Here is a 14575-nt window from a genome sequence, read left to right on the forward strand (position 1 = left end):
CTTTTTAATAGTCTAATTTGACATATGTTTAGACAAATTATAATATACTAGTTATGAAAAAGTGCTTGAAAGAAATTGAGGAAATTACAGAAATGCAGCAATGGCAAAAATCCACCGTTTATCAAATTTATCCTAGAAGTTTTCAAGATTCCAATGATGATGGCATTGGCGATATTAAAGGCATTATTTCACGTTTAGATTATTTACATGATTTAGGGATCGAATTGATTTGGATCACTCCAATGTATGTTTCACCAGGGAATGATAATGGATATGATATTGCCGACTATTATCAAATTGATCCAATCTTTGGCACGATGGATAATTTTGAAAAACTTTTAAAAGAAGCCCATAAACGAGATATTAAGATAATAATGGATATGGTCTTAAATCATACTTCAAACGAACATAGTTGGTTCAAAGAAGCTATTAAATCAAAAGACAATCCTTATCACGATTATTATCTTTTCAAAGATCCAGTCGACGGCCATGAACCTAACAACTGGGTTTCAAAATTTAGCGGCAGTGCTTGGGAATACGTCCCATCGTTAAACCAATATTATTTGCATCTGTATGATGTTACCATGCCAGATTTAAATTGGCGTAATCCAGAACTTCGTCAAAAGATATTTGAAATGCTGACTTTCTGGGCTAATAAGGGTATTGATGGTTTTAGATTGGACGTTATTAATAACATCTCAAAGACCAAAAATATGCCAGATGATACATTTGAAACGCCGACAGATGATGGTCGAAATTTTTATACAAATGGACCGCATGTGCACGAATATATTCATGAGATGTATCGAAAAGTCTTTGGTCCTAATAACTTCGTGACGGTAGGCGAGTTATCATCAACACCGATCAGCGAAGCAGTTAAGTATACTGATCCCAAACGAGAAGAACTATCAATGGCCTTTACATTTCATCATGTCAAAGTCGACTATACCAATGGTAAAAAGTGGACCTTAGGTCATTATAAATTGACTGATTTAAAGAGTATCATCAGTGATTGGCAGATAAAAATGCATAAAAATAATGGTTGGAATGCCTTATTCTGGAATAACCATGATCAGCCACGTGCCATTTCAAGATTTCTAGATGATAATAAATATCGTGATGAGTCTGCCAAACTATTGGCGTTGGTGGAATTTGGATTGCAAGGTACACCTTATATTTATCAAGGTGAAGAAATTGCAATGAAGAATTCTTATTTCACAGATATTAAGCAATATAAGGATCATGAATCGATCAATGCCTATAATGATTTGTTAAAAAAAGGAACTGATAAGAAAACTGCAATTAAGATATTACAACAAAAATCACGTGAAAATTCACGTATACCAATGCAATGGGATTTAAGTGAAAATTATGGTTTTACGAAAGGTATGCCTTGGATTAAATCATTCCAAAAAGATAATTACTCTGTAAAGTCAGTAAGAAGTCATTCAAACAATATTTTTAGTTTTTATCAAAATTTAATCAAATTACGAAAGACAAATAAAACTCTGATGGAAGGTAGTTATAAATTATTAGATCCTGAAGACAACAGTGTATATTCTTACATTAGACAAAAAGATGATAAAAGAATTATGGTAATAGCTAATTTTACTGAAAAAGAACAAAAGAGAACCATTCTCAACGATTGTAAGTTGATTTTAGGAAATTATGGAAATATTCGTAAGACAAGTAATATTGTTAAGTTACGTCCTTATGAAGCGTTAATGTTAGAACAATAAAAAAAGCATCCCTAAGGATGCTTTTTTACTTGAAGTATTCTTTTAGTCCATTTGTAACGTCTTGAGCTACTTTTTCTTTATAGCTATCTGATTTAATATTCTTATAATCAGTTGAAGAATTAATATAACCAAGTTCAATTAAAACTGAAGGCTGGCTATTGTAGTGAAGTACGTATAGATCTTTTTTCTGTGTTCCACGATTATCTATAGCCAAGTTTTTTAATTGATCATTGATACTAGTTGCTAATTGACCATCTTTATTCTTTTCGTAGTAATACGTTGTAACACCAGAACCGGCATTTGATTGATCACTGGAATCAAAATGCAAACTGATATATGCATCTGCTTCAATTTTACTTGAAAGACGAGCTCGATCACCAAGCGATTTAGTATCATCACCAGATCGTGTCAAAACAACACGTGCACCAGTTTTTTCTAGATCAGCTTTTATAGCTTTGGCATATTCTAGGGTGAAGTTTTTCTCATAAGTCTTCTTTTGCGATTCAGCACCAACATCACTACCACCGTGGCCGGGATCAATTACGATCGTAGCTTCTGAAATGTTTGTTGCTGCTGATTTTACAGCACTTTTAGATCCAGAAATAGTTACTAACCAACTAGCTACATAGCCAACAGAACCATCACTGTCACGAACTTTATACCAGTTGCCGGATTTACTTAAGTAGTCAAACTTCTTACCAACGGCAACACTTTTGACTATGCGACCACTATCATTTGGTTCAATACGTAATTTGGTGTTAGCTTGCGTCACTGTAACAGTTTTAATGTCATCACTTGAGTTATTTGAAGATCCAGAGGTTTCTTGTGTTCCTTGAATAAATTCTGTTTTTACCCAGGCTGCCGTGCCTTTGTAAAGGATTTGAGACCAATTTTGTTCTTGGTACATAACAGTTACTTTTTGGGATTGCTCAATTGTTCCAAGAACCTCACTGTTAGAATTATTCTTTTTAAATACGGTTGTATTAGGAACTTTTACAATTCCTACTTTATTAGTCGCTGAACTGACTTCAGTATTATCAATTAGCCAGCTTGCGACCCAACCAATTTTATCGCCAGAAAGGCGGACTTGATACCATTTATTTTTTTCTGCCAAGATGGCCAGTTTGTCACCTTTTTTTACTTGTCCCATATTAGAATAAGATAAGCCCGGACCAACACGTACGTTGACTGAATCAGACTCTACAACAATTGAATTGGCGTTTGCCAAGGCTACAGTTGACCAACTAGATAAGGAAATTAAAAAAATAATGGCAACAAATAGCTTATTTTTAATTAAAAAAGTTATTATCTTTTTCATTTAAAGGATTCCTTTGTTGTCGCTATAATAGGTATATATATGTATATCTTACTGAAAAAAGTCAAAACTTAAAAGATAGAAAGTAAAAAAATCACAGAAAATTGACAAATTTATTTAAAAAATATTCATTAAAGTGAATTATAGTTAAAAATATTTAAAAAAACAGTCTTCATAACCACTTAATTATAGTGTATTGTAGCAAAATCGGCTTGACAATTAACTTCATTTTGATTAGTTTATATTTATATTCTTAATCAGATCAAAAATTACTGTACAGAGAACCTGCAGGCTGAGAACAGGTGAGTAATCAGATTGTGACGTTTTATAAACGTTTGACAGGCGTTAACTGTAGAAAAAATACTAGGTGGTACCGTGCAAGAGCACCCTTGTCAAAAGACAGGAGTGCTTTTTTTATGCGGTGATCCTTAAAAAGGAGAGTTTTATGCGTTACCAAAAGCCAAAAGGTACGATGGATATCTTACCTAACGAATCAGTTAAGTGGCAGTATGTAGAGTCAGTTGCTGAAAAAATTTTTAGTCGCTATCGTTTTTCAGAAATAAGAACCCCAATTTTTGAATCATATGAGGTATTTGAACGTTCATCTGGTGATACATCTGATATCGTTTCAAAAGAAATGTATGATTTCAAAGATAAAGGTGATCGTCATTTAGCACTTAGACCTGAAGGAACAGCTGGTGTTGTTAGAGCTTATGTTGAAAATAAGCTTTATGGACCAGAACATATTAAACCTTATAAAGTTTGGTATAAGGGACCAATGTTTAGATATGAACGTCCACAATCAGGACGTCAAAGACAATTCCATCAAATTGGGGTTGAAGCATTTGGATCAGATTCACCTGAATTAGATGTTGAAGTAATTACAATGGGTCTTAACTTTTTAACTGAATTAGGAGTTAAAAACCTTAAAGTAGCAATCAATACATTAGGTGATCCTGAATCACGTGCAAATTATCATCAAGCTTTAGTCGATTACTTCACGCCATTTAAAGATCAACTTAGTGATGATTCTAAAATTAGATTGGAAAAAAATCCCTTGAGAATTTTAGATAGCAAAGATTCCAATGATAAAAAGATCGTTGCCAATGCACCATCTATCTTGGATTATTTAAATGAAGCTTCAAGTGAACGTTTTGAATATTTGAAGAAACTATTAGATGATTTAGATATAAATTATGAAGTTGATTCAACAATGGTTCGTGGCTTGGATTATTACAACCATACGATTTTTGAATTCATGGTCACTGATCCAGCCTTTGATAACAAAGAAATTACCGTTCTGGCTGGTGGTCGTTACAATGGTCTTGTTGAAGAATTAGGCGGACCACAAACACCGGGAATTGGTTTTGGACTTGGTGTTGAACGATTGATGTTACTACTAAAAGATGAAGATTTGGTTATTAATAATGATCTAGATGTTTATCTTGTTACTATTGGTCAAAAAGCTGAACAAGCTTCGGTAAAGATTTTGTCCAAAATCAGAAAAGCTGGATTTACAGCTGATAAAGATTATCTACAAAGAAAAATCAAAGCTCAATTTAAGACTGCCGATCACTTACAAGCTAAATACACTGTTACTATCGGTGACGATGAAATTGAAAATAATACAGCTAATGTAAAAAATATGTCAACAGGTGATCAAGTTAGTGTTGCTTTAGATAATTTAGCTGAAGAATTAAAGAAAATCGAGGGATAATAATGGAAAAGAGAACAGACTACTGCGGCAGCATAACTGAAAAATATGTTGGTCAACGAGTATCTCTAGACGGCTGGGTTCAAAAACGCCGTGATCTTGGTGGGTTGATTTTTATCGATCTCCGTGACTATAAGGGAATCGTTCAATTAGTTTTTAATACAGATCATAAAGAAGCACTAGAAATTGCTGAATCATTGCGTTCAGAATATGTTATAAACATTTTAGGTACTGTAAGATTACGTGATGAAAGTGCTATTAATGACAAAATGACAACTGGTAAAGTTGAAGTTGTTGTTGATACAGTAGAACTTTTAAATAAATCAGTTACACCTCCATTTGAGATCACTGACAATGTTGATGCTTCTGAAGAAACAAAATTGAAGTATCGTTATTTGGATCTTCGCAGACCAGAAATGCAAAAGGCCATTAGAACAAGAGCTCAAATAAAACATTCAGTTCATGAATATTTACATGATAATGGTTTCATTGATATTGAAACTCCTAATTTAACACCATCAACACCGGAAGGTGCTCGTGATTACTTAGTACCATCTCGTGTTTATCCAGGACATTTCTACGCCTTACCACAATCACCACAACTATTTAAACAATTATTGATGGTGGGTGGTTTTGATCGTTACTATCAACTAGCTCACTGTTTCCGTGATGAGGATCTTCGTGGAGATCGTCAACCAGAATTTACTCAAATCGATCTTGAAATGAGTTTTATGTCTGCTGAAGAAATCCAAGAAGTTACTGAAGGATTGATTGCCCGTGTCATGAAAGACGAAAAGGGTATTGATGTTAAATTGCCATTCCCAAGAATTGATTGGGATGACGCTATGGCAAGATATGGTTCAGATAAACCAGATATTCGTTTTGGTATGGAATTACAAGACTTAAATGATATTTTTGCTGAAAGTGAATTTAAAGTATTTAAAGGAACAATCGATAATGGTGGTCACGTTAAGGCTATCGTTGTTAAAAATAATGCTGACAAATATTCAAGAAAAAATATTGAAGCATATCAAGAATACATTAAACGTTTTGGAGCTAAGGGACTTGCTTGGCTTAAATTTAACGATGACAAGATCACTGGTCCAGTTGCTAAATTTATTACTGCTCAAGAAAGTGCTTTAGTTGAGCGTTTAGGACTTGAAAACAATGATTTAGTATTATTCGTTGCTGACAAGAAAAAAGTTGTTGCCGATGCATTAGGTTACTTACGTGTTGCGATCGCTAAAGAATTAAAACTGTATGATCCTAATGAATTTGCCTTCACATGGGTAGTTAACTGGCCATTATTTGAGTATGACGAAGGTATTCAAAGATGGACAGCGGCTCATCATCCCTTTACAATGCCAAATGAAGAAGACATTCATTACTTAGATGAGGATCCACATAAAGCTTATGCTCAAAGTTATGATATCGTTCTAAACGGCTACGAATTGGGTGGTGGCTCGATCCGTATTCATAATGCTGAAATTCAAGAAAAGATGCTAAAGGCCCTTGAATTCACTAAAGAAAAAGCCTACGCACAATTTGGATTCCTATTGGATGCTTTGCAATATGGATGCCCACCACACGGTGGTTTAGCAATAGGTCTAGATAGATTTGCAATGCTTCTATCAGGCAAAGATAATATTCGTGATGTTATTGCATTCCCTAAGAACTCAAATGCCACAGAACCAATGACACATGCACCAAGAGAAGTTGATCCTAATCAGTTAGTTGACCTAGGAATCGAAGTTTCAAAGACAAGCGACAAGTAAAATTAATCAAAAATTAAAGATGAAAGTGTGATGTAAATCATATTTTCGTCTTTTTTTAATTGCTTTTTAATTAATATGAGCAAAATTATAGAAATACCAATATACTTGGTTATACTAAATAGTACAGTTAGGAGTGAGAGAGTTGACCAAAGAATATAAAAAAGATCTAGAGGGTTTAAGTGATCTTCAATATAATGTCACACAAAAAGCCGCCACTGAACGGCCTTTTAGTGGGAAATATGATGATTTTTACCAAAAGGGAATTTATGTTGATATTGCTAGTGGCGAACCATTATTTTCATCTGCTAAAAAATTCGATGCTGGATGCGGGTGGCCTTCATTTAGTCAACCAATTGCGAAGTTAACTGAAAATAAAGATAATTCATTGTTAGTCCAAAGAACTGAGGTTAGAAGTGAAATAGCTAATTCCCATTTAGGACACGTATTTGACGACGGTCCAAAAGAATTAGGCGGTTTGAGATACTGCATTAATTCCGCTTCTTTAAAATTTATCCCATATGAAAATATGGATAAAGATGGATATGGTGAATTTAAAAAATTTGTTGATGAGGGTGACAAATAATGAAAAAAGAAACAGCTATTTTTGCTGGTGGATGCTTTTGGTGTATGGTAAAGCCATTTGATACTCAACCAGGAATTATTTCAGTAATATCAGGTTATACAGGCGGACATGTTCCCAATCCAACCTATGAGCAAGTATGTACAGGTACAACAGGGCATACTGAAGCCGTTAAAATTACTTATGATGCAGATGTTTTCTCATATAAGCAATTAGTAGAGATATATTGGCAAGTTGCCGATCCAACAGATGCTACTGGACAATTTCAAGATCGTGGCGATAGTTATCGACCAGTGATCTATTATGCAAATGAAGAACAAAAAGAAATTGCTGAATCAGAAAAGAAAGCACTAGCAGAATCTGGTCAATTTGACGAACCGATCGTTACTCAAATCCTTCCCGCAAAAGAATTTTATGTTGCAGAAGATTACCATCAAGATTTTTATAAAAAGAATCCTGAACGCTTTGAAATGGAAGAAAGAGGCGGAAGAGGAGAATTTATCGAAAAACACAGCAAATAAGCTGAAAAATACTGTATCTGTGCTAAGATTACATTGGTGAAAATGAATTTATTATAGGAGTAATCTTAATATGGATGAAATAGATAAGTTAATTGAGAGGCATCAAAACTTATCAAAACTTTCAGTAGCTTTCTTATATTCAATCACAGTTTCAATTGCTGTTAATATGTTTTGGACCCCCGGAGGAATATACGGTTCAGGTGTTACCGGTGCAGCCCAGTTAGTTTCAACAGTAACTGAGCGCTGGTTTCCATTCCATATATCAACTGCCATAATGTACTTTGCTTTAAATGCTCCATTATTTGTTTTGTCTTGGCGCAAAATTGACCACAAATTCACCCTTTTTACCGTGGTTGCAGTCGCTTTAGCCAGTACAATGATGCATTTATTGCCTAGTACAAAAATCACGGCTGACCCGTTGATCTGTGCCATCTTTGGTGGTGTAGTAAATGGATTTGGTACAGGGATGTCATTGAGAAACGGTATTTCGACCGGTGGTATCGATATTTTAGGAATCATTTTAAGGAAAAAAACCGGAAAGAGTGTAGGAACGATAAATATTATCTTTAATGTCTTTATTATTTCCTGTGCTGGTTTAATATTCGGTTGGGTTCATGCTTTATATAGTGCTGTAAGCATTTTTATAAATGGTCAAGTAATTGACATGGTTTATAATAAGGATCAAAAATTACAAGTTATGATCGTAACATCAAAACCTAAAAATGTAATTACCCAGATCCAAAGTGAAATGCGTCGTGGGATCACGATCGTTCATGATGCTGAAGGTGCTTACAAGCATGAAGAAAAAACCATTCTTTTTACGATTATCTCTAGATCAGAATTGCATGATTTAGAAACTGCTATGGAAGCATCTGATCAACATGCGTTTGTCAGTGTTACCGATACAGTTAAGATAATGGGAAGGTTCTATCAAAAGCATATTTACTAAATAGTGTTACAAAATGCGTTAAATTTTTTAGAATCAAAAAATCAAGCCAGTGATCCGATTTTGGGTTACTGGCTTGATTTGGTTCAAGAGAAAAAATAATGGTTTTGTCATCGACTTTTTTGTTTTAAAATTATAATATCATTTCAAAAGGAGCGTAATTATGATAATTGGTTCGCATGTTGCAATGAAAGCACCAAAAATGTTGGCAGGATCAGCGATAGAAGCACATAGCTATGATGCCAACGCGATGATGATCTTTACTGGAGCACCACAAAATACTCGTCGAAAAGATATTTCTGAGATGAATATTGAAGAAGGACAGCGCCTATTAAAGCTATATGTGATAGATCACATAATTGGTCATGCGCCATATATAGTTAATCTAGGTAATACTGTAAAACCTGAAAATTTACCCTTTGGAATTTCGTTTATGCATGATGAAATAAAGAGAGCTGATGCTTTAGGTATTGAAGCTCTTAGTTTTCATCCGGGAGCACATTTAAAACAAGGCCCAGAAGTGGCTTTAAAACAAATTGCTGAAGCACTAGATGAAGCAATAGATAATGAACAAAAAGTAAGCATAGCTTTAGAAACAATGGCTGGTAAGGGAACAGAGGTCGGAATAACTTTTGAACAGTTAGCGATGATCTTTGATCACTGTCAGCACAATGATAAATTATCGGTAACGATGGATACTTGTCATATGAGTGACGCTGGATATAATGTTAAAGATGATTTTGATGGAGTTCTAAACGAATTTGATCATATACTTGGAATCGATAAAATTTCTGTGGTTCATTTGAACGATTCTAAAAACGAACAAGGATCACATAAAGATCGTCATGATAATATTGGCTTTGGAACGATTGGCTTTGATGCTTTAAATTATGTTGCTCATCATCCACAATTGGAACAAGTTCCTAAAATTATGGAAACTCCATATGTAAAGAAAAATGAAGATGATAAAAAAGGCGTGGCTCCATATAAATTAGAAATTGAAATGTTGCGCAATCAAAAGTTTGATCCAGATATGAGAGAAAAATTAAAAAAGCTAGCCTAGGCTAGCTTTTTGTATATCCATTGATATTTAATTGTTCCATGATCAACGCTGCTGTTTCCTCAATAGAACGATCAGCTACATTGATAACGGGACATCCCAATTCTTTATAGATTTTATTGGAATAATCTAATTCCTTTTGAATTTCATCTTCTTCTGAATAGGTTGTGTCAGGATCAAGTCCGTAAGCAATCATTCTTTGGCGCCTTATTTTTGTTAGGACATTCATATCATTTGTTAATCCAACAATTTTTTTAGGATTTACTTTCCATAGCTCGTCTGGTATCGCGGCTTTTGGAACTAATGGTAAATTAGCTACCTTGATGTTTTTATTAGCCAGATAGAGTGATAATGGCGTCTTGGAAGTTCTGGAGATACCAAGCAATACTAAATCAGCTTCAAGTAATCCTTTGGAGTTTTTTCCATCATCATTGTTAACGGTAAACTCCATAGCAGAGATCATGTCAAAATAGTTTTGATTTAGTTCGTGGATCAGGCCCTTTTGTCTTATTGGTTCTTCATGGGTCATTTGTCCAAAAGTTCCAATGATGGGATTAAGTATATCGTAGTAAGTAATTTGATGTTCCTGACAGTAAGTATTGATGATCTTACTGATTTCCTTTGATACTATGGTATGTAAAATAACTGCTTTTTTCTCATTTGCCAAAGTTAAGATGTTTTTTAATTGATCATCATTTTTTACGAAGGGATATTTTGTATAAACAATATCCAATTGTGGGAACTGTGCGAAGGCCGCTTTAGCAACACGCACAGCCGTTTCTCCGGCAGCATCTGATAGTGCAAAGACATCAACTCGTTGGGACATAACAAATTCCTCCTAAAAAATTTAAAAAATTGTTTGAACATTACCTTCTTTTTGTTATAATAACATATGAACTGTGAAAGAAATAGACAGTTACGCTTTAAATCGGAAGGAGGGATATCATAATATGTCAAAAACAGTCGTTCGTGAAAATGAATCGCTAGATGATGCTCTTCGTCGTTTTAAACGCTCTGTCTCAAAAAGTGGTACACTTCAAGAATATCGTAAGAGAGAATTTTACGAAAAGCCAAGTGTAAAGAAAAAGCTTAAGTCAGAAGCTGCTCGTAAACGCAATAAGAAACGTCGTTAATATAAAGAAAGGGTTAAAACATTATATGTTTTAACCTTTTTTTATAAGTTTTTTACATTCTTGTGCTATCATTCAAGATAATAGGAGGGTATGTGTGATTGACAGAAAATAGCGAACAAGTTAAGCAAAATATTACTATTAAGAACCCACAAGATGCCGCAAATATATTTGGTATCAATGATAGCAATTTAACACTTATTGAAGAGGGTATGAATGTCAAAATACATGCCTTTGGGGATCAGTTGGATGTTACTGGGGATGAAGATAATGTTGCTAAGACAGTTACCTTCTTAAAAATGCTCATCAAATTATCCAGTAATAAAATTAGTATAGGTGCTCCTGACGTCGTTAGCGGCTTGAAGATGATCGAACGCGGTACGTTGGATTACTTTGAAGAACTGTATAAAGATGAATTGATCAAAGATTATGGCGGTAAACCTGTCAGAGTTAGAAATTTTGGTCAAAGACAATATATTAATGCGATCAAACACAATGATATAACTTTTGGAATTGGTCCTGCTGGTACAGGTAAAACTTATTTAGCTGTGGTCATGGCAGTTGCTGCGCTTAAAAAAGGCACTGTTAAACGGATCATCCTAACACGTCCCGCTGTTGAAGCAGGAGAGAGCTTAGGATTTTTGCCAGGTGACTTAAAGGAAAAAGTTGATCCATATATGCGCCCAATATATGATGCTTTATATGCTATTTTGGGGACAGAACATACAGGAAGATTATTAGAACGTGGAGTCATTGAAGTAGCACCACTTGCTTATATGAGAGGTCGTACTTTAGATGAAGCGTTTGTGATCTTAGATGAGGCTCAAAATACAACTCAAGAACAAATGAAAATGTTTCTGACAAGACTTGGTTTTGGTTCAACAATGATCGTTAATGGTGATATTTCTCAGATCGATTTACCTAGAAATGCTAAAAGCGGTCTAGTTCAGGCCAAAAAGATTTTAAATAATCTACCACACATCGGATTTGTTAACTTTACTTCAGCAGATGTTGTCAGACATCCAGTTGTGGCAGAAATCATCGATGCATACGATGAAACAGATAAAACAGAATAATGATACGGGGATAAAAATGGATTTAGAAATTTTTAATGATGATAAATTAATTGATGAAAAACGTGAAGATTGGGTAAAAAAATTAGTTCAATTTACTTTTGATGATTTGGAATTAAAGGATAGTACCGAACTCTCTATTCATTTTGTAACTAAAGATAAGATTCACGAAATCAATAAAAAATATCGTGATGTTGATCGAGCAACTGACGTTATCAGCTTTGCAATCAATGATGGTGAAGATTCGTTGGACTTTATTGAAAGTCAAATTCCAGATTTACCAGTTGATTTAGGGGATTTATTCATCAGTGTTGAAATAGTTGATGAACATGCTAAAGATTACGAGCATTCGTTTGATCGAGAATTAGGATATACTATTGTTCATGGAATTTTGCATTTAAATGGCTATGATCATATAAAGCCTGAAGATGAGAAAGTTATGATCGGACTACAAGAAAAAATTCTCAGTGCTTACGGACTAGAGAAATAAGGAGTTTACCTAGTGGAAATTAACGAAAAAGATTTATTCGATGTTGCTATAAAAGCTATGGAAAAAGCATATACACCATATTCTCATTATAATGTGGGTGCAGCTTTAGTTGCCGACAATGGTAAGGTTTATTCCGGTGTAAATATCGAAAATGCTTCATATGGATTGACTAATTGTGCTGAAAGAACAGCTATTTTTAAGGCAGTTTCTGAAGGTGTACGTAGTATAGAAGCATTGATCGTTGTTAATGGGACTAAAGAGATGTCAAAGCCTTGTGGCGCTTGCCGTCAAGTCATGAGTGAATTTATGGGTGGATCAGCACCTGTTTTCTTGTCAAATAATAGTAATGATTTTAAAGAATATAAATTTAAAGAAATTTTGCCGCTAGCATTTAGCGATAAGGATATGGATTAATATGAATAAAAATTTTCGTTCTGGTTTTGTAGCAATTATTGGCCGTCCAAACGTTGGTAAGTCGACTTTTATGAATCGTATTATTAAAGAGCAAATTGCAATCACTTCACCTAAAGCCCAGACTACTAGAAATAAAATACAAGGAATTTATACAGATGATGAACGTCAGATCATCTTTTTAGATACACCGGGTATTCACAAACCTCATAATGGCTTGGATCAATATATGGATAAAGCGGCTGTATCTGCTTTAAAAGAAGTTGATGCAGTATTATTTATGACTGAAGCCGGCCAAAGTGCCGGACCTGGAGATAAATTTATTATTGATGAATTGAAGAAAGTTAAAGCTCCAGTTTTCTTAATTCTTAATAAGATCGACTTGATCAATCCTGATGAAATGGCACCTCAAATCAGTGAATACATGGATCTATTAGATTTTGCCGAGGTTATTCCGATTTCAGCTACTAATGGTAATAATGTCGAGGATTTGATCAATTCATTAACTAAAGCATTACCTGAAGGCCCACAATATTATGATGACGATCAGATTACTGATCATCCTGAATACTTTGTCGTTGGAGAACTTATCCGTGAAAAAATACTGCAAGATACACATGATGAAATACCTCATGCGGTCGCAGTTATTGTCGACTCAATGAATCAACGCAGTGAGACTGGTAAACTTCAAGTTGAAGCTACTATTTATGTAGAACGTGATACACAAAAAAAGATCGTTATCGGTAAGGGTGCCAGTATGTTAAAGAATATTGGGATCGGTTCTCGTATTAAGATAGAACATTTATTAGGTGAGAAAATCAATTTGAAGCTTTGGGTTAAAGTTAAAAAGAATTGGCGTGATGATCCACTATTTTTGTCTCGTGCAGGATATTCGGTCAAGGATATTAATTAATGAAATTACCAACTAATTTTTTTGGAATTGTTGTTAAACGTCAGCGTTATCGTGAAAAAGATGCTTTAGTGACAATTTTGACTAAAGAGTATGGTTTTAAAACCTTTTTGGTTAGAGGAACTCAAGGTCCTAAATCTAAAATTTCTGGGTCGGTCATTCCTTTTTCATATGGAGACTATTCAGGAATTGTAAAAGAAGAAGGATTGTCTTACTTGAATTCGGCAAGTAATATAAAACAATTCGACGAGATAGTTAAAGACATTGAATTGAATGCTTATGCGACATTTTTGTTTGATTTACTGTCCAATGCGTTTTTGAATGAAGTCTTATCTGAAGATTGGTATAAAGATCTATTTAAAGCTTTACTTTATATTAATAATGGTTACGATGCTCAAATAGTGGTAAATATTTTACAAATGCATCTTTTGAAAGTCTTTGGAGTTGAACCCAATATGGATCGTTGTGTTGTTGGAGGTGAGACGACTGGACGCTTTGATTTTTCAGTTATTTTAGGAGGATTGATTTGTTCAAAACATTTTGATCAAGATATCCATCGATTACATTTATCTGAAAAGACGATTTATTTTTTAAGATTGTTTAGTAAAATATCTCTAAACCAAATTAGCAGCATTAGTATAAAAGATAGTAATAAAGATTTGATTCAGCATGCGATCGATTCTATTTATACAGGTTCGATCGGATCTTATCCGAAAAGCAAAATATTTATTGATAATATGCATACTTGGCATATTTAATGAATTGACAATTTTTATGAAAATGGTTATCATTTAACTATATATAACAGCGACACGGGGTAGTGAAAGCCGTGATTAGTTTTATGGTGCACAAACTTTATTTTTATACAAAAGTGCAGGACTTAGGTCCTGAATAAGGGTGGAACCGCGATT

General features: G+C 34.2%; 15 protein-coding genes. 13 read left to right on the top strand and 2 right to left on the bottom strand.

Annotation, left to right across the window (positions count from 1 at the left end):
• Nucleotides 1-92: 92 nt before the first annotated feature.
• Nucleotides 93-1739, top strand: a complete 1647-nt coding sequence (locus tag EKM77_RS01445; RefSeq protein ID WP_125592701.1) for an alpha,alpha-phosphotrehalase — start codon at nt 93-95, stop codon at nt 1737-1739.
• Nucleotides 1740-1764: 25 nt separating this feature from the next.
• Here the strand turns inward: EKM77_RS01445 and EKM77_RS01450 are convergent, their stop codons facing one another.
• Complete coding sequence (locus EKM77_RS01450) at nt 1765-3057, bottom strand: N-acetylmuramoyl-L-alanine amidase (RefSeq protein WP_125591920.1); 1293 nt, start codon at nt 3055-3057, stop codon at nt 1765-1767.
• Nucleotides 3058-3499: 442 nt separating this feature from the next.
• Here EKM77_RS01450 and hisS point away from each other — a divergent pair, with 442 nt between their 5' ends.
• From hisS to EKM77_RS01480, 6 genes are all read left to right on the top strand, one after another.
• Nucleotides 3500-4771, top strand: a complete 1272-nt coding sequence (gene hisS / locus EKM77_RS01455; RefSeq protein ID WP_125591922.1) for a histidine--tRNA ligase — start codon at nt 3500-3502, stop codon at nt 4769-4771.
• A gap of 2 nt (nt 4772-4773) precedes the next feature.
• A complete protein-coding gene (gene aspS, locus EKM77_RS01460; protein ID WP_125591924.1) occupies nt 4774-6543 on the top strand; it encodes an aspartate--tRNA ligase in 1770 nt (589 codons plus the stop codon).
• Between the two features lie 142 nt (nt 6544-6685).
• Nucleotides 6686-7126 (top strand): peptide-methionine (R)-S-oxide reductase MsrB, encoded by a 441-nt coding sequence (gene msrB / locus EKM77_RS01465; RefSeq protein WP_125591926.1) that lies wholly within the window; start codon nt 6686-6688, stop codon nt 7124-7126.
• Nucleotides 7126-7644 carry a peptide-methionine (S)-S-oxide reductase MsrA gene (gene msrA / locus EKM77_RS01470; RefSeq protein ID WP_125591928.1) on the top strand — a complete coding sequence of 173 codons (519 nt, stop codon included), beginning with the start codon at nt 7126-7128 and terminating at the stop codon, nt 7642-7644. The genes msrB and msrA overlap by 1 nt, the downstream gene beginning before the upstream one ends.
• A 70-nt stretch (nt 7645-7714) precedes the next feature.
• Nucleotides 7715-8593, top strand: a complete 879-nt coding sequence (locus EKM77_RS01475) for a YitT family protein (protein ID WP_125591930.1) — start codon at nt 7715-7717, stop codon at nt 8591-8593.
• Between the two features lie 160 nt (nt 8594-8753).
• Complete coding sequence (locus EKM77_RS01480) at nt 8754-9653, top strand: deoxyribonuclease IV (protein WP_125591932.1); 900 nt, start codon at nt 8754-8756, stop codon at nt 9651-9653.
• Between the two features lies 1 nt (nt 9654).
• Here the strand turns inward: EKM77_RS01480 and EKM77_RS01485 are convergent, their stop codons facing one another.
• Nucleotides 9655-10476: a pyruvate, water dikinase regulatory protein gene (locus EKM77_RS01485; protein WP_125591934.1), complete on the bottom strand. Its 822-nt coding sequence runs from the start codon at nt 10474-10476 to the stop codon at nt 9655-9657.
• Nucleotides 10477-10600: 124 nt separating this feature from the next.
• Between EKM77_RS01485 and rpsU the strand changes: the two genes are divergently transcribed.
• From rpsU to recO, 6 genes are all read left to right on the top strand, one after another.
• Complete coding sequence (gene rpsU, locus EKM77_RS01490; protein ID WP_057765315.1) at nt 10601-10783, top strand: 30S ribosomal protein S21; 183 nt, start codon at nt 10601-10603, stop codon at nt 10781-10783.
• A 98-nt stretch (nt 10784-10881) separates the two neighbouring features.
• Entirely contained in the window at nt 10882-11856 is a 975-nt protein-coding gene (locus tag EKM77_RS01495; RefSeq protein ID WP_125591936.1) for a PhoH family protein, read from the top strand.
• Nucleotides 11857-11872: 16 nt separating this feature from the next.
• Nucleotides 11873-12343, top strand: coding sequence for an rRNA maturation RNase YbeY (gene ybeY, locus EKM77_RS01500; protein ID WP_125591938.1), 471 nt, complete (start codon nt 11873-11875; stop codon nt 12341-12343).
• A gap of 18 nt (nt 12344-12361) precedes the next feature.
• Complete coding sequence (locus EKM77_RS01505; protein ID WP_191987440.1) at nt 12362-12757, top strand: cytidine deaminase; 396 nt, start codon at nt 12362-12364, stop codon at nt 12755-12757.
• Between the two features lies 1 nt (nt 12758).
• Complete coding sequence (gene era, locus EKM77_RS01510) at nt 12759-13667, top strand: GTPase Era (RefSeq protein ID WP_125591942.1); 909 nt, start codon at nt 12759-12761, stop codon at nt 13665-13667.
• Nucleotides 13667-14422 carry a DNA repair protein RecO gene (gene recO, locus EKM77_RS01515; RefSeq protein ID WP_125591944.1) on the top strand — a complete coding sequence of 252 codons (756 nt, stop codon included), beginning with the start codon at nt 13667-13669 and terminating at the stop codon, nt 14420-14422. The genes era and recO overlap by 1 nt, the downstream gene beginning before the upstream one ends.
• Nucleotides 14423-14575 lie beyond the last annotated feature (153 nt).

It is taken from the genome of Companilactobacillus baiquanensis (assembly GCF_003946605.1).
Lineage (GTDB): Bacteria > Bacillota > Bacilli > Lactobacillales > Lactobacillaceae > Companilactobacillus > Companilactobacillus baiquanensis.